Consider the following 16,237-nt stretch of genomic DNA (forward strand, 5'->3'; position numbering starts at 1 on the left):
AATCCTAAAAGAACGGATTTAATTGAAAAATTTAAGCATATAAATATTCCAATATTCACTATTCAAGAGTTAAAGGAAAAAATCGAAAGTGTTGTAGGAGTTCCTGATAAGATTGAATACGATGAAAAAGTAATTGCAATATTTGAGTATAGGGATGGAAGTATTATTGATGTGGTAAGAAAAGTTAAGTAGTAAATATATATCAAAAAAGCTCTGGGAGCAAAAAACCAGAGCTTTTTTGATTATCCTTATCTACATATATAATTACAAAGACCTTATTCTTCGAATTCTAGTGCTTCCACTTAAAGACAATAATAATTGTGATGGAATATAAAAAAACCAGATTAGATAAAATGTTATTTGATGAAAACTGCTCATGAAGTAACCTGTTAAAGTGAAATGTGCAGTTATAGCCGATAAAGCTACACATATATCACATATAAGAAAAAGTATCATACCGAAGACTACCATATATTTACTAGGTGAAGGATATAAATTATTTTTCCAGGCTTTTATAGCTTTAATAACACTATTAATCAAACATATTGAATAAAATAGTGAAACAGGTAACAACACGTTAATCCCCTCAATAAATAAACTAACTATAACATATGAGAATATTATGCATTGAGAAATAATAAAAAATTTTAAAAGTATTGAATTCCGCTTTTTAGTAGTATACCTAACAGAATATATAATTTGTACCACTGAAAATAAAGCTACACCTAAAATATAAAAATCAAAGATGACTAGACATAAATCTGCAATGACAGTTATAAACATTGCCAATCGAAGTAATAATATGTCTCTACGATTAACTGTATTAGTACCTGTATGCATAAGTAGATTTTTAGTAGATATTATGGATAACAGAAAACAAAGTAATATGCATAAATATTTTATATACTTAGAATAGTTTATATACTTAGAATCAATGAAGATTTTCGTATTATAAAAATCCATATATAAAAAGAAAATGTACAAAATTAATACTATTACCACTACTACCTCAGTTATTAAACTATAAGAATTTCTATTTTTCATTACAAAATCACCACTTAATAAATTTTACATTAAAAATGTTTCAATCATAATATATTATCCTAAGAATAGGATTATATACCATTCTCCTCTATTCTACTATTTATTGTAACATTTCACACAATTTATTTCCATACTGGATAAGTGCATAAAGTAAATTACTCTTACTATTCCATTCGAAAAACGAAGAGTCCAGCACACAATTCATTTTGAACTGTGTGCTAGACTCTAAAAACAGATTGTGTCTTTATTTTCCAAGTTTACTTTCATAAATCGGAGAAATTACCTTTAAAAATTTTCTCTCATATAAATTCCAATCCGCGAGGATTGCTTTCGCCTTAGAACTTTTAGTATACTTATAATGTGTTTCAATAAGTTTTTTCACTACTTCTGTATCCTTATTTTCTAGAGGCTTTATCTCAACAATTTGTGTATTACACTTATCATAAAAATCGCCGGCCTCATCTAATACATAAGCTATACCACCACTCATTCCAGCACCAAAGTTTTTACCAACAGATCCAAGTATAACTACAATTCCTCCAGTCATATACTCACAACCATGATCACCAATTCCTTCAACAACAGCTGTGGCACCACTATTTCTGACACAAAATCTTTCACCTACCCTACCTTGAATATATACTTCTCCAGATGTTGCCCCATATAATAATGTATTTCCTGCAATTGTGTTTTCATGGGGAATAAATGTTGATTCCTTTAGGGGTACAAGAATAATTTTTCCGCCCGATAATCCCTTACCCAAATAATCATTTGACTCGCCCTCAAGAATTAATTTTAGACCTTTTACTGCAAAAGCTCCAAAGCTTTGACCTGCTGAGCCCTTAAAATTTAATGTAATAGTATCTTCTGGAAGTCCCTCATCTCCGTAAATTTTGGCCACCGCTCCGCTTAGCATTGTTCCAACAGCTCTAAATGTGTTTTTCACATTAAAACTTCCCGAAACCTTCACTCTTTTTTCTAAGGCATCCTTTGCGAGTTTAATTAACTCTTTATCAAGTACGTTATTTATTTTATGTTTCTGAGCCATTACACATTTGCCTATAATACGTGATGGCAATTCTGGTTTATATAGTACAGGAGATAAATCTAAGCCATTTAGTTTGTCCTTTTTTAGTTCATTTACTTCTAAAAAATCAACTCTACCAATTATCTCATCAATTGTTTTTACTCCAAGCTCTGCCATTATCTCACGAACTTCTTTTGCAATAAAAGTTAAATAGTTAATTAGATGTTCAGGCGTGCCTTTAAATCTTGCGCGAAGCTTTGGATCTTGCGTTGCGATTCCAACTGCACATCTGTTTTTGTTACATTGTCTACACATAACGCACCCTAATGATATTAGCGCAGTAGTTGCAAATCCATATTCCTCTGCACCAAGTAGTGCTGCTATCACAACGTCCCGCCCTGATTTTAACTTTCCATCCACTTGCAAAGTAATTCTACTTCTCAAATTATTTAATAATAATGTCTGTTGCGTTTCTGCGAGGCCAAGTTCCCATGGAAGTCCTACATATTTCATTGAACTAATTGCCGATGCCCCTGTACCTCCATCATGTCCACTTATCATTACAACATCTGCATAGCCTTTTGCCACTCCTGCTGCAACGGTTCCAACACCTGCTTCTGCTACTAGCTTTACACCAATTCTCGCCTTAGGGTTAACATTTTTCAAATCAAATACTAATTGTGCTAAGTCCTCTATTGAATAAATATCATGGTGTGGCGGAGGAGAAATTAAATCTATTCCTGCAATTGAATGACGAACCTTTGCTATTTCTTCTGTAACCTTACCTCCAGGTAAATGCCCACCCTCTCCTGGTTTAGCACCTTGTGCCACTTTAATTTGTATTTCTTCACAATTAACAAGATAGTTAGTGGTTACCCCAAATCTTCCTGATGCAATTTGCTTTACGCGGCTTATAGGATTATCTCCATTTTCACGCAGCTTATATCTGCTTGAATCTTCTCCTCCTTCACCAGAATTACTTGTTCCTCCAATTCTATTCATTGCAATTGCCAAGGTCTCATGAGCTTCCTTACTTATTGAGCCAAAAGACATACCTGAAATTATAAATCTCTTCATAATATTATCTACTGATTCAACTTGATCTATAGCAATACTATTTCTCTGCTTAAATTTTAATAAACCACGTATAGTTGATATTTTTTCATTTTCTTCATTTATCAGCTGAATATACTCTTTATAAATCTTATAGTCATTTCCTAGGGATGCCTTTCTAAGTTTTCGTGCAACCTCGGAATTCAAACTATGATACTCACCTTCTGGTTTATAAAATATGTCTTCACTACCATCTAAGCCTTTTTCTAAATTGCTTATATTTTCATAAGCTGATGACTGTCTTTGAAGCACTTCTTTTTCTATATCACTTAAGCTTATCCCCGAAATTCTTGATGGTGTTCCATTAAAATACTCCTCAATTACCTCTTTATTTATACCCATGCTCTGAAATATTTGAGCACCATTATAACTTTGAAGTGTTGATATTCCCATTCGTGATAGGATTTTTAGAAGTCCTACGGAAATAGCTGTGCTGTAATTTTCAAACCCTTCCTTTAAACTATTAGTGCTTTTAATATACTTTTTGTTTTCTATAAGGTTTCCAATAATCTCATATACCATATATGGATTAATTGCCTTTGCTCCATATCCAACTAGGAGCGCAACATGCATTACATCCCTGACATCTCCTGCCTCTACAATAAGATCCACAGCCGTTCTTAATTTCTTTTGTACTAAATGATGATGTACAGCACTTAAAGCGAGTAAGCTTGGGATAGGTGCATTATATCTTCCTGCATTTCTATCACTTAAGACTAAAAGATTATAACCTTCTATTACACTTTCTTCAGCTCGCGAGCAGAGATGTCTTAAAGCCTCCTTTAAACCATTTTCATGATCTATTTCAAATGTCATTGGAATAGTTATAGCTCTAAAATCATCCTCATTTAGATGCCTTATATCTTCTATTTCTTTATTAGTTAAAATAGGATGATTAAGTTCAATAAATTTACAATCTTTTTCTGTTTCTATTTCATCTAATAATTTCCCATGACTTCCAATAAACTGCACTAAAGACATAATTATTTCTTCTCGAATTGGGTCTATAGGAGGATTGGTAACTTGAGCAAAGTTCTGTTTAAAGTAATTAAATAGTAGCTGTGGTTTTTCTGATAAAACAGCTAACGGAATATCTATACCCATAGAACTAACTGGTTCTTCACTATTATCTACCAAATAAACAATTACTTTTTCTATTTCTTCCTGGGTAAATCCGAAAATTCGCTGCTTAAGCATTAATGTTTGATTTCTCATTTTTTTTACTTCATGATGCTGTTCTAAATCCTGAAGAGTTAATTTATTTCTCTTTATCCAAGCTCCAAATGGTTTTCTATTATATGCCGCAGCCTTAATTTCATCATCTGGTACTATTCTGCCGCCTTTAGTATCAATAAGGAGCATTTCCCCTGGCCTAACTCTACCTTTTTTAATTATTCTGCCAGGTTCAATTTCGACAGCACCAACTTCCGATGCCATAATAACTAAATTGTCCTTTGTTACTAAATAACGTGCAGGTCTTAAACCATTCCTGTCTAGGGTAACTCCTACTTTTACTCCGTCTGTAAAAATAATTGTGGCAGGCCCGTCCCAAGGTTCCATTGATCTGGCTAGATACTGATAATAAGCTCTTTTTTCTTTATCCATTTTAACATCATTCTGCCATGCTTCTGGTATAAGCATCATCATTGCATTCTCCATAGAATGTGCATTAGCTACAAAAAGCTCCAATGCGTTATCTAGTGAAGCAGAGTCACTACCACCTGGTTCAATTATAGGTAAAATTTTATTAAAATCTTCCTTGAAAATGTTAGAATGCATAACCCCTTCTCTAGCATTCATCCAATTAATATTTCCTCTTATTGTATTTATCTCACCATTATGAGCTAAAAACCTGAATGGCTGCGCCAGCTTCCATGCTGGAAATGTATTTGTACTGTATCTTTCGTGTACCACTGCAATCGAGGTCTTCACGGTTTCATCTTGCAGATCCAAATAGAACTCGTCAAGCATATAGCCTAGTATTAATCCTTTATAAATTATCGTACTACTAGATAAACTACATATATAAAAATTTTCAGTATATGGTCTTTTTAACTCTAAAAGAGTCGTTTGTATCCGCTTTCTTACAACTAAAAGCTTTCGTTCAAATTCATCACTACACTGATCACTTCTATCAATAAATATCTGCATAACTATAGGCCTTGTTGCCCTAGCCAATTCTCCACATGCAGACTCATTTACAGCCACCTCTCTCCAACCAAGAACCTTCTGATTTTCCTCTCTTAGTATTCTTTCAACTATTCCTTCGCAAAAGAGATGTGCATTGGGTTCTTGAGGTAAGAAAATCATACCTACAGCATAGTCACCATCATTTGGTAATTGTATATCTGATTTTTTAGTTTCTTTTCTAAAAAACTCGTGTGGGAGTTGCAACATAACCCCCGAACCATCACCAGTAGTAGCATCAGCCCCAACTGCGCCCCTGTGCTTTAAGTTTTTTAATATTTCTAATGATTGCTTTAATATATTATGAGTTTTAACGCCCTTTATATTTGCAACAAATCCAACTCCGCAATTATCTTTTTCCATATTTGGATCATATAACCCTTGTTTCTGAGGAAATCCATATCTAATCATAAAACTTCTCCTTCCGTTTATAGTTATTTTCTAACTATTTCCGATTAATATTTTAGAATAATTGCATAATTGTATTTTACAACTTTCATTTAGTGCAATTCTTTTTTATATTTTAATGATCATTATATCACGCTAATTCCTATTATTCAACAAAAATATCGAATTTTTTCTGACTTTTTATTGTCTTTCTAAGTTTATTAATGCAATTTTAATTGCAACTATAAGTCATTTTTTATTATTTTCTAAAAAATTAGTTATTTCTTCTTCATAACATACTTTCTAAATAATGCATTATATTGCAAGCTAGCAATTAGATAAGAATATAATAAATATATTTTAAATTACAAAATTTACAAAAAATACACAAGGTAAGCGAAATTAACTTCATATTGACACTTCTCTGACATTATCAATGGATATAATTAGAATATAGAATCAATAATACTAATTTTATTAATGAGGAGATATTAAAATGAAAAATATATATTTAAAAAATAAAATACTATCAGGATTAATAACAGGAGGCATTCTTTTATCATCTACAAGTACAACTTTCGCAACAACTGCTAACCCATTAACAAATGAGTCTAAACAAATAGTAACTAAAATACAACAACGTTTAGAAACAAGTTCTGAAAACCTTATATCTAGTAATGCTATAACTCAAGACGAAGCTGATAAAATCAAAGCTGTTATAAATAGAGCTAAATCTACAACCAAAACAAATTCAGAAAAGAGTAAAACTATGCCTGAGAAAATGGCTAATTTATATATGACTAGCAACATGCTCAATCATATAAATCCTTTAACTTCACTTGTAGATAATGGAACTATAAATCAGACCCAAGCAGACAAAATCATAATGAAGCAATTATACCTATATCATAAACTACTTTATGATGTAAAATAGTTTATAACATAGGTATTGATTTTTGCATGAATACATATTTCTAAAGTTTTTAGAAATATGTATTCATATATAGAATTATATGTAAGTAGTTGTGAATTATACAAGGCGGTTTTATTAATAAGCATTAATATTAATTAATGAGCATTAATATTGATTAATAAGTACTACACATTATAAAAAGCGCTGCCCATATTTATGGCAGCGCCTTAATTTATTCATTCTTAAATTGATTCTTATCACACTAGAAGAAACTTTAATATACGATATCACTTATTCCTAATGTCTTAAGAATACCCGTTGCGATTCCATTAGCTATCTTTTGCTTATAAGCGTCGGTAACTAATAGCTTTTCTTCTTCTGGATTAGTAATAAATGATGGTTCTACCAATATGGCCACAGCATCCGTACTATCCAAAACCACTAAACCTGAAGATGTTTTAAGACCTCTATCAAATCTTTCAATTTCTTTAACTAATGCAGTTTGGACTGCCTGAGCTAACTTTTCTCCATCTGCACTTCCCGTAAAATACCAAGTCTCCGTGCCATGAGCTGACGGAGCATCAAAAGCATTTATATGAATACTTACAAAATAATCTGGTTTAGCGTTATTAGAAATATCACATCTTGCTTGGAGACCAGCCATTGTACTAACAGGTAACTTTACCTTATCACTATCACTTGTGCATATAACATCAACATCATTCTTAGCTAATATATCACATACCTTATTAGTAACTTCTAATGTTATAGTCTTTTCTTGAAGGCCTGATTCCGATATCGCTCCTGGATCACTTCCTCCATGCCCTGCATCTAACACTATTTTGTACTTTTCTCTAGTAGTAAAATCCATTCTAACTTCACTAGTCAGAGGTTTACCATCTTCTGACTTAACATTCTCTGTAACTATTAAAGTATATGTGGTATTAAGTTCATAATTTTCTACTGGTTTAACTATTATTTTTTTATTGCCACTAGCTAAACTAACTATAATATCTATGTAATTATTATTTTCTCCAACCACTTTAATGTTTGTGGTGTTCACAGTTGTAGCGCTCAAGGGAATATTAAAACTCACTGTCCAAGGTTTACTCACTATCACATCTTTTTTTGAATCCATATTTGTAAACGTACTAGCCTTTACTACTAATTGCATAGGTATACATAATGCGAAAGATAAAAGCATAATTATAAATACTTTAAAAATATTCTTCATATAATCCCTCCTAAATCATCATAGTCTTAAGTTTAATTATCATAATTACTTGGATAATTTTAATCATGAGTGTAAATTGTGGTATAACACAATTTAATTATACTACACTTTTATTCCTCACTCCATAATATATAGATATTTTTTGATTTTTTAAAGAATCATGTCCAAAATAGTTAGAAAATAATGAAAGTGACTATAATATTCTATAGCCACTTTCATTATTTTCTAATTATTATCTATCCTCCCTAAAATATGGTGTTCCCAGATTCTTAGGTGGAGCATTCCTTTTAGATTTTTTCATAGATACAATTACAAGAATTGTTATGGTAACTAAATACGGAAGCATATCTACTAGGTATTGAGAAACTTGAATCCCAGCTCCTTGAAGTCTAAATCCTATTATATCAAGGCCGCCAAATAAAAATGCTCCAAGTATTGCCTTATAGGGGTTCCACCCTGAAAATATAACTAGGGCAATGGCAATCCACCCTCTACCTGCCACCACGTTTTCTTGCCAATTAGGTATATAAACAAGCGAGAGATAAGCCCCTCCAAGTCCACATAATGCTCCTCCCATTAAAATATGAACATACTTATATAAAGTAATGTTTATACTTGCTGCATCTGCTGAGCCGGGGTTTTCCCCTATTGCTCTTAAATTTAACCCTTTGCTAGTATTATATAAATATACACCAATAACCACTGCCAAAATATAACCAAGATAAACAAAAGCATCTTGTTTAAAAAATATTGGTCCAATAACAGGAATATCACCTATTAACGGAATTGAAAAAGGTATAAAAAAACTTTTCACAGCCGCAGGTGCTGTTTGTCCCACAAGTTGTTTTCCTACTAAAGTTGAAAATCCACTTCCAAATGTAGCCAGGGCAAGTCCAGTAACGACTTGATTTGCTCTTAATGATATAGTTAAAAAAGCGAATATTAAGCCACCAAATGCTCCAGCAACCATCGCTCCAAGGATTGCGGCAAAAACATTTCCTGTTGTTAGCCCTACGAGAAAACCCATTACAGCTCCCATGAGCATCATACCTTCTACTCCAAGATTAAGGTTACCAGATTTCTCTATTAAGATTTCACCAAGAGTTGCAAAAAGAAGAGGGGTTCCTGCAACTATTGCTGCAGCTAAAAATGTCATTATTCCGTTCATTTAGCATCACCTACTTTACTCGCAATCTTAAACTTAATAAAAAACTCACTACCAAGCACAAAAAACAATATCATAGCTTGTAACACAAGTGCGGTGGCAGCTGGTATGGCATAAGATGTTTGAATGAATGAACCACCTTGCTGAAGAGCTGCAAATAACACTGCAACAACCATAATAACTGGAGCACTTAGATACCCAAGCCAGGCTACAATTATAGCTGTAAATCCAACACCTCCAGATATGTTCTCAGAAAGGGTATTACTGATGCCCGAAGCTTGAATCATGCCAACAAGACCACATAACCCACCGCTTAAAAGTATAGATATAATTATCGTTTGCTTTATATTAACCCCAGAATAAAGTGCAGTTTTTTCACTTTCACCTAGCACTGAAATTTCATAACCAGTTTTAGTATATTTCATAAAAATAAATATAAATAAAACTAAAACAATCGCAAATATCCATCCAATATGTACCTTGAAAATCTCTGGAAGTGTAGCATTATCAGTAAAGTTTGCGATTTTCGCAAAACCCCTTGCATCAGGGTCCTTTAACGGTCCATTCCGAAGGAAAACTATCCATTTAATAGCAATGTAATTCATCATCAAAGTAACTATTGTTTCGTTAGTACCCCATTTTGCTTTAAAGATTGCAGGGATAAATGCCCACAAACTTCCCCCAACTATGCCTGCTACCATCATTAATACTAATAATATAGGTCTTGGCATTTCTGGGAATTTAAGCGCAAACATTGAAGCTGCAAAGGCTCCCATAAGAATTTGGCCTTCAGCGCCAATATTCCAAAAATGCATTTTAAATGCTACAGCAATGCCTAGGCCTGCTATGCAAAGAGGAATGGCTAGTTTAATAGTTTCTCTAATTGAATAAGTCGACCCAAAAGCTCCTTTAACCATTGACGCATAAATATCTAAAGGATTTTTATTCATCAGTATAAAAACTATGCTAAATACAAAAAGCGCTAGTATCACTGATGAAATTCTAATGAATACACTTTTACCTTTGCTTATTTCATCTCTTTTTATAAACCTTAGCATCCTTTCCCCCCCCTATGTTTCTTTCTGCTTATTTTTATGACCTGTCATAAGTAACCCAATTTCCTCTTTTGTAGTTTTATCACTCTGCAAAATTCCAGTAATTTCGCCACCACAAATCACCATTACTCTATCACAAAGCTGAATTAACACATCTAAATCTTCTCCAATAAAAAGCACTCCTACCCCCTTAGCCTTTTGCTGATTTATCAGGTCATATATAGTATAACAAGTATTTATATCAAGTCCTCTTACTGGATATGCCATTATGAGTAGTTTTGGGTTTGCTGCAAGTTCCCTTCCTAGTAGTATTTTTTGAATGTTTCCTCCAGATAAATTTTTAATAGGATAATACATTCCTGGGGTTTTTATTTCAAGCTTTGTAATGATTTCATCTGCTATAATTACCGCAGGCTTTTTATCAATAAAAAATCCCTTTTGAGAATGATATTTTTTAAGCATTAAGTTATCTACCATATCCATGGAACTAACAAGCCCCATACCAAGTCTATCTTCTGGAATAAAACTCATGCTAATACCTTTTTTGATTAATTCTCTCGTATTTTTCCCTACAATATTTTCACCCTCAAAATTTATTTCCCCATCTTTTACTGGCCGCATTCCTATAAGTGCTTCACATAATTCCTTCTGGCCACTGTTTACAATGCCTGCCATTCCAAGTATTTCTCCCTCTCCAATAGTAAAGCACATTTTTTTTACTCTCTCTATTCCCTCTTCATCAAGTACTTTAAGATCCTTAACCTCTAAAATATTTTCACTGCTATCAAATTTTACTTTCTTAATAGATAAATCTACAGGATGTCCAACCATGAGCTCTGCCAGTTTCTTAGGATTAGTATCTTTTGCATCAAGAGTAGCAATGGTTTCACCCTTTCTAAGGACAGTTATCTTATCTGATAACTCCATAACCTCGTCCATTTTATGGCTTATGAATATTATGGCACAACCCTGCTCTTTCATTTTATTAATTATTTTAAATAGCTTTTTTGTTTCCTGAGGAGTAAACACTGTAGTAGGCTCATCTAGAACAAGTATTTTTGCACCTCTATACATTACCTTAAGTATTTCTAATATTTGTTTTTCTCCCACTGTCATGTCATATACTCTTTTATTAACATCAACCTCAAGACCATACATATCAGATAGGTCTGTAATATTCTTGATTACACTATTCTTATTTATAAAAAAATTAGTCTTTTGACCGATCATTATGTTTTCGAGGCTTGTCATTACTTCTACCAGTTTAAAGTGCTGATGAATCATTCCAATTTTTGCATTTATAGCATCCTTTGGTGCAGAAAATTTCACTTCTTTTCCACTAACAAAAATAGAACCTCTGTCAGGAATATAAATTCCTGACAGAATGTTCATTAGTGTACTTTTTCCTGCTCCATTTTCTCCAAGCAATGAATGTATTTCACCGCTATTTATTTCTAAATTAATATTATTATTGGCAACTACCTTACCAAAAACCTTGGTAATTCCCTTCATTAATATGTGTGGAACAGTACTCATAATATCACCCTTTTCTATTTTACTTTACCTTCTACCCCTTTAACAAACCAATCAAATAGAAGCATATCCTTATCTGACATAACTTCACCTTCTTTAATTCTTAAAGTCCCAGTATTATCATAAATTGGGCCTGCAAATACCTTGTTTTTCCCAGAAATTATTTCTGCCTTAGCACTATCAACTGCAGCTTGTGCAGTAGGTGGAGCATTTTTGGTTAAAGGAGCTAAGTATATTATACTTTTACTGTCATCTGCTTCCATTGCTCCCCAATAGCTTTCTGATTTCCAAGTTCCGGCAATAATTTTGCTAACTTGATCTGCATAATATGGTCCCCAATTCCAAATCGGAGCTGTCATATAAGCATTTGGTGCAGCTGCGCTCATATCTGAATTGTAACCTATAGACCAAACTCCCTTTTCCTCTGCAGCTATTTGTGGTCCAGTTGTGTCCTGGTGCTGAGCAATAACATCTACACCCTGATCTAAAAGTGCCTTTGCCGCTTCTTTTTCCTTAGCAGGATCATACCAAGTATTTGTCCATACAGTCTTTACAACTGCTGTTTTATTAACAGATTGCACTCCAAGTGCAAATGCATTTATACCTCTAACACATTCGGGAATGTTCATAGCTGCAACATACCCTATTTTATTTGATTTAGTTTTCATTCCTGCAACAATACCTGACAAGTATCTTACCTGATAGTCTCTACCAAAGTAATTTGACATATTAGTTTCTTGCATATATCCTGAGCAATGCATATATTTTATTTCAGGATGTTTTTTCGAAGATTTGTCCATTCCTTCCATGAATCCAAAGCTTGTTCCAACAATTACTGTAACTCCATTGTTAATCATTTCCTCACACGTCTTATCTACCTCTGCTGTATCTTCTGCTACATTTTCCTTAAATACTGTCTCTACCTTATCTCCAAGTTCTTTTTCAAGATATAATCTTCCTTGATCGTGAGCAAAAGTATATCCACCATCACCAATAGGCCCTACATAAATAAACCCTACCTTTACCTTTTTACTAGCTTCTGGCGCAGCTGGTGCTTCTGGTGCAGCCTCATTCTTGCTCGCACAGCCTGTTAAAAGGCCTCCCAAAACTAGTATTAGTGTAAGCATTAACCCAATAATTTTTTTCATTGAATATCCCCCTATTTTTATAAGATTTTATAATATTTATACAAAGACATGAAGTCTTTAATATACTTATTTCTTCTATAACAACTACCCATAGCCAAACTATTTATGGTCCCTTATAGAAATGTTTCCATCATATTACTCAGAATACAGAATATTTAAAATTTTTGCAATATTACAATATTATTTTATCCAGTATATAAGTACATAATACAATATAAGCAATTAAAAGTATATATAAAACTTTACATTATTTTTATTAGTTAATTTTATTCTTAAGATTTCTTTTCTTATCTACCTTGAGTGCAATGAAAATCGCAATTACTGTTCCGCCCCAAACTGCTCCACATCCGATTGTCATCATTACTATAGCACTTGTTGACATATGAATCCCTCCAATTATTCATTTATTTCGGTTCTGCATTTGCTTCATTATTAGTTAATAAATCCTTCTCTTCTTGTGCTTTTGCAGTCCATTTTTTCTTATAAAGTACAACAGATACACCAATCATTATTACTACGGTTCCCCAACCGAATGCGATATTAGAAACGACTGAAACTGTATCTTTACTAAACAATTCAGTAATTAAATTAAATGTATTTGTTACTACAACCGCTCCCAGTAATAAGGGTGTGAAGTATCTTAATAAATAATCCCACCATTTACCAACACTAAAGTCAGAGTAAGCATTTGCTTCCTCCCGAAGCTTACTAGTTCCATAAATGCTGCTAATCACAATAACTTCTACGAGGCCTAGTCCAGCAATCACAATATTTCCTACATAAGCGTCTACTATATCTAGGATATAGTTAAATCCTGCATAGCTTGCAAAACATGCACTACCACAGAAACCAACAACGGAAATTATTGAAACAAGCTTTTCTCTAGAAATATTGAATTTGTCAAGTGCTGCAGTTGCAAACGACTCTAGCATTGAAATACTAGATGATATGCCTGCAATAAATAGACAAAAGAAGAAGATGAATCCGAGTAGCCCTTGGACTACTACATTTGATGACATGGTTGAAATAGCAATTGGGAATGCGATAAATGCTACCCCTGCACCTGTTCCAAATGCTGTAAATTCTACACCCATAGTATTTACTAAGTGGCCTAGCGTTGAAAATACTAGTATCCCAGCAATAAGATCAAAACTTGCATTGGCTAGAACTGTAATAATTGCACTGTTTACAATATCTGCTTTATCATTTAAATATGAACCATATGCAATCATAACGCCTACAGCTAAAGTTGTTGAGAAAAACACTTGGGCGTAAGCCGAAACCCAGATACTTGGATCCAAAATTTTCGAAAAGTCTGGTTTAAATAGTGCTTCTAATCCTATTGCGGCACCGTCTAAACTAATTGAGTTAATCATAAATATAATCATGAGTAACAGTAACAATGGTGTAAAAATTGTAGACATTTTCTCAATCCCATCAGAAATGCCTTTTCTAACAATAAGCCAGTTACAAAACCAAACTACAATAACTGCGATTAAAATATATATACTTATACCTGCACTGAAATCCAATGCATTTTTTGCGCTTCCTGTTACCATACCCATAATAGGTCCTGGATCTGAAAGCCAATTAATAATACCAAATGCATGTCCTAATGAAAAAACCATAAATACAACAGATACAGCAATAATTGCACAGTAATACGTCATAACCACAATGGGTACCATTACTTGAATCCACCCAATAATTTCAAGCTTTTTCTTTAAACTTGAAAAGGCTTTTACCGACCCTCCACGTATTTTTCTACCAAAAGCATATTCCATAATCATTAAAGGTACAGCACATGTAATCAATGCTACAAAATAAGGCAAAAGAAACGCTCCACCTCCATTTTTATAGGCTTGGAATGGAAATCTCCATAAATTACCGAGTCCTATTGCAGCTCCTGCTGCTGCAAAAATAAATCCTTTTCTGCTTTTCCAATTTTCTCTCATTGCAAGATCCCTCCTCCATAATATAATATTGTTTTATACGACTATAAAAACATTTTTCCAGCAAGCTTTAGCATCCATATATATATATGCTATATTATACCAATCTAATATTTTAACAATCTATTAATAGAAATTATATCACTTTTCTCATAGAAAGTTACTTATTTCTTATATATTAAGTAAAATTTCTTCAGTTATAAAAATGTAAAAAAAGTAACCTTATATACCCAGACTACTTTTTTCCATAAACTTATTTTTATATGTAGGAAGTGAGCAAATCTGAACCTATCTATTAATTATTAAACCACTGAACAACACCTGACTTTAGCATGTATTTAGCTTCTACTATTTTTATATTGCCATTTTGTAATTCTTCTTTAATAATTCTTGATTCTTTTAATTCACGACTAGAATTATAAATATTTTCATTTGTTACTTCTTCAATTAACTTTTCGCCTTGCAAATTCTTTGATTTTACTTTTTTAACCGAAGGTTCTATCTTATCTGTTATTGCTCCAATATTTCCAAGTTGTTCTTTTTCATTTTCTACTGCTGCCTCAACTGCTCCACAATGATCATGTCCCATTACAACTATAAGAGGTGTTTTTAAATATTTCACCGCATATTCAACGCTTCCTAGTTCTATCTTATCCATTACATTACCTGCTACCCGAATAACAAACAAATCACCAAGTCCTTGATTAAAAATAAATTCAGGTGGTACACGAGAATCTGAACAAGTAATAATTACTGCAATCGGATCCTGGCCTTTTACTAATTCTTCCTGTTTTGTGGTACTTAAGTTAACTTGCATTAGTTGATTTTTCTGAAACCTCTCATTACCAGCCTTTAATAGCTTCAATGAATTATCCGGGTTTTTTATCTCCCCTATTTTACTTGTTTTAATTTCACTATTAGGTGAACCTATTGCAATGTTACTTCTACTTAACCCACTTCCAGTACATAATATTACTATAAATATAATAATCGAAATTCGTGACAGTGCCTTTTTCATAATACTTTCCCTTTTTTTATATATAACTTATGTAGTTATATATAAATCCTTTCTAATTTATTTTTATTATTAGTAAAGTTAATTCTTATATAAAACATGTAATACGAGTATTTTAGAGTTCACCTTATTATTTGATTTTTTTTAAAATCCTATACCTTTTCTTTCCTAAAACCTTGTACAATTCACTATAATTTTGCCTAATACAATATCATTTTTTTAAAATATTGCTGTGTAATTATCAACTAATAGCATATTTAAATATTTTTACGCAAAAAAAAAACACTAAGTTAAACTTAGTAGTTTTTTGTTACCTGGCGACGACCTACTCTCCCACAAAGTTACCCCTGCAGTACCATTGGCGCATTGAAGCTTAACCGACCTGTTCGGTATGGGAAGGAGTGTTACCTTCATGCCATAATCACCAGATTGAGAATATAAATATTCTCTGAAAATTGCACAGT

Annotated in this window: 12 protein-coding genes and 1 rRNA gene; 2 read left to right on the plus strand and 11 right to left on the minus strand. The window is 32.7% G+C overall.

The window, feature by feature from the left end; genetic code table 11:
- Positions 1-192, plus strand: a 192-nt coding sequence (locus JJE11_RS03645) for a citrate lyase subunit alpha (protein ID WP_291632893.1), incomplete at its 5' end; no start/stop codon positions are given.
- Between the two features lie 72 nt (positions 193-264).
- Here JJE11_RS03645 and JJE11_RS17715 read toward each other — a convergent pair.
- Positions 265-1,044 carry a lysoplasmalogenase family protein gene (locus JJE11_RS17715; protein ID WP_366927904.1) on the minus strand — a complete coding sequence of 260 codons (780 nt, stop codon included), beginning with the start codon at positions 1,042-1,044 and terminating at the stop codon, positions 265-267.
- Positions 1,045-1,288: 244 nt separating this feature from the next.
- Complete coding sequence (gene gltB / locus JJE11_RS03655) at positions 1,289-5,782, minus strand: glutamate synthase large subunit (RefSeq protein WP_291632895.1); 4,494 nt, start codon at positions 5,780-5,782, stop codon at positions 1,289-1,291.
- A gap of 472 nt (positions 5,783-6,254) precedes the next feature.
- Here gltB and JJE11_RS03660 point away from each other — a divergent pair, with 472 nt between their 5' ends.
- On the plus strand, positions 6,255-6,692 hold the full coding sequence (locus JJE11_RS03660; RefSeq protein WP_291632896.1) for a hypothetical protein: 438 nt from the start codon (positions 6,255-6,257) through the stop codon (positions 6,690-6,692).
- A 253-nt stretch (positions 6,693-6,945) separates the two neighbouring features.
- Here JJE11_RS03660 and JJE11_RS03665 read toward each other — a convergent pair whose 3' ends face one another.
- The 9 genes from JJE11_RS03665 to rrf form a co-directional block, all read right to left on the minus strand.
- Positions 6,946-7,905: an N-acetylmuramoyl-L-alanine amidase gene (locus tag JJE11_RS03665; protein WP_291632897.1), complete on the minus strand. Its 960-nt coding sequence runs from the start codon at positions 7,903-7,905 to the stop codon at positions 6,946-6,948.
- A gap of 232 nt (positions 7,906-8,137) precedes the next feature.
- On the minus strand, positions 8,138-9,073 hold the full coding sequence (locus JJE11_RS03670; protein ID WP_291632898.1) for an ABC transporter permease: 936 nt from the start codon (positions 9,071-9,073) through the stop codon (positions 8,138-8,140).
- Entirely contained in the window at positions 9,070-10,128 is a 1,059-nt protein-coding gene (locus tag JJE11_RS03675) for an ABC transporter permease (RefSeq protein ID WP_291632899.1), read from the minus strand. The genes JJE11_RS03670 and JJE11_RS03675 overlap by 4 nt, the downstream gene beginning before the upstream one ends.
- Positions 10,129-10,140: 12 nt before the next feature.
- A complete protein-coding gene (locus tag JJE11_RS03680) occupies positions 10,141-11,661 on the minus strand; it encodes an ABC transporter ATP-binding protein (RefSeq protein WP_291632900.1) in 1,521 nt (506 codons plus the stop codon).
- Positions 11,662-11,675: 14 nt separating this feature from the next.
- Entirely contained in the window at positions 11,676-12,806 is a 1,131-nt protein-coding gene (locus JJE11_RS03685; protein ID WP_291632901.1) for a BMP family ABC transporter substrate-binding protein, read from the minus strand.
- A 256-nt stretch (positions 12,807-13,062) separates the two neighbouring features.
- Entirely contained in the window at positions 13,063-13,188 is a 126-nt protein-coding gene (locus JJE11_RS03690) for a MetS family NSS transporter small subunit (RefSeq protein WP_291632902.1), read from the minus strand.
- A 22-nt stretch (positions 13,189-13,210) separates the two neighbouring features.
- Positions 13,211-14,761, minus strand: a complete 1,551-nt coding sequence (locus tag JJE11_RS03695) for a sodium-dependent transporter (RefSeq protein ID WP_291632903.1) — start codon at positions 14,759-14,761, stop codon at positions 13,211-13,213.
- A 292-nt stretch (positions 14,762-15,053) separates the two neighbouring features.
- Positions 15,054-15,776, minus strand: coding sequence for a carbonic anhydrase (locus JJE11_RS03700; protein WP_291632904.1), 723 nt, complete (start codon positions 15,774-15,776; stop codon positions 15,054-15,056).
- Between the two features lie 309 nt (positions 15,777-16,085).
- Positions 16,086-16,202: ribosomal RNA gene (gene rrf, locus JJE11_RS03705) — 5S ribosomal RNA — on the minus strand.
- Positions 16,203-16,237 lie beyond the last annotated feature (35 nt).

Origin of the sequence: Clostridium sp. (genome assembly GCF_016650095.1) — a bacterium.
Classification (GTDB): domain Bacteria; phylum Bacillota; class Clostridia; order Clostridiales; family Clostridiaceae; genus Clostridium_AD.

Coding starts and splice junctions, on each gene's coding strand:
- JJE11_RS17715 (WP_366927904.1), bottom strand. CDS start 1,044: ATGAAAAATAGAAATTCTTATAGTTTAATAACTGAGGTAGTAGTGGTA.
- gltB (WP_291632895.1), bottom strand. CDS start 5,782: ATGATTAGATATGGATTTCCTCAGAAACAAGGGTTATATGATCCAAAT.
- JJE11_RS03660 (WP_291632896.1), top strand. CDS start 6,255: ATGAAAAATATATATTTAAAAAATAAAATACTATCAGGATTAATAACA.
- JJE11_RS03665 (WP_291632897.1), bottom strand. CDS start 7,905: ATGAAGAATATTTTTAAAGTATTTATAATTATGCTTTTATCTTTCGCA.
- JJE11_RS03670 (WP_291632898.1), bottom strand. CDS start 9,073: ATGAACGGAATAATGACATTTTTAGCTGCAGCAATAGTTGCAGGAACC.
- JJE11_RS03675 (WP_291632899.1), bottom strand. CDS start 10,128: ATGCTAAGGTTTATAAAAAGAGATGAAATAAGCAAAGGTAAAAGTGTA.
- JJE11_RS03680 (WP_291632900.1), bottom strand. CDS start 11,661: ATGAGTACTGTTCCACACATATTAATGAAGGGAATTACCAAGGTTTTT.
- JJE11_RS03685 (WP_291632901.1), bottom strand. CDS start 12,806: ATGAAAAAAATTATTGGGTTAATGCTTACACTAATACTAGTTTTGGGA.
- JJE11_RS03690 (WP_291632902.1), bottom strand. CDS start 13,188: ATGTCAACAAGTGCTATAGTAATGATGACAATCGGATGTGGAGCAGTT.
- JJE11_RS03695 (WP_291632903.1), bottom strand. CDS start 14,761: ATGAGAGAAAATTGGAAAAGCAGAAAAGGATTTATTTTTGCAGCAGCA.
- JJE11_RS03700 (WP_291632904.1), bottom strand. CDS start 15,776: ATGAAAAAGGCACTGTCACGAATTTCGATTATTATATTTATAGTAATA.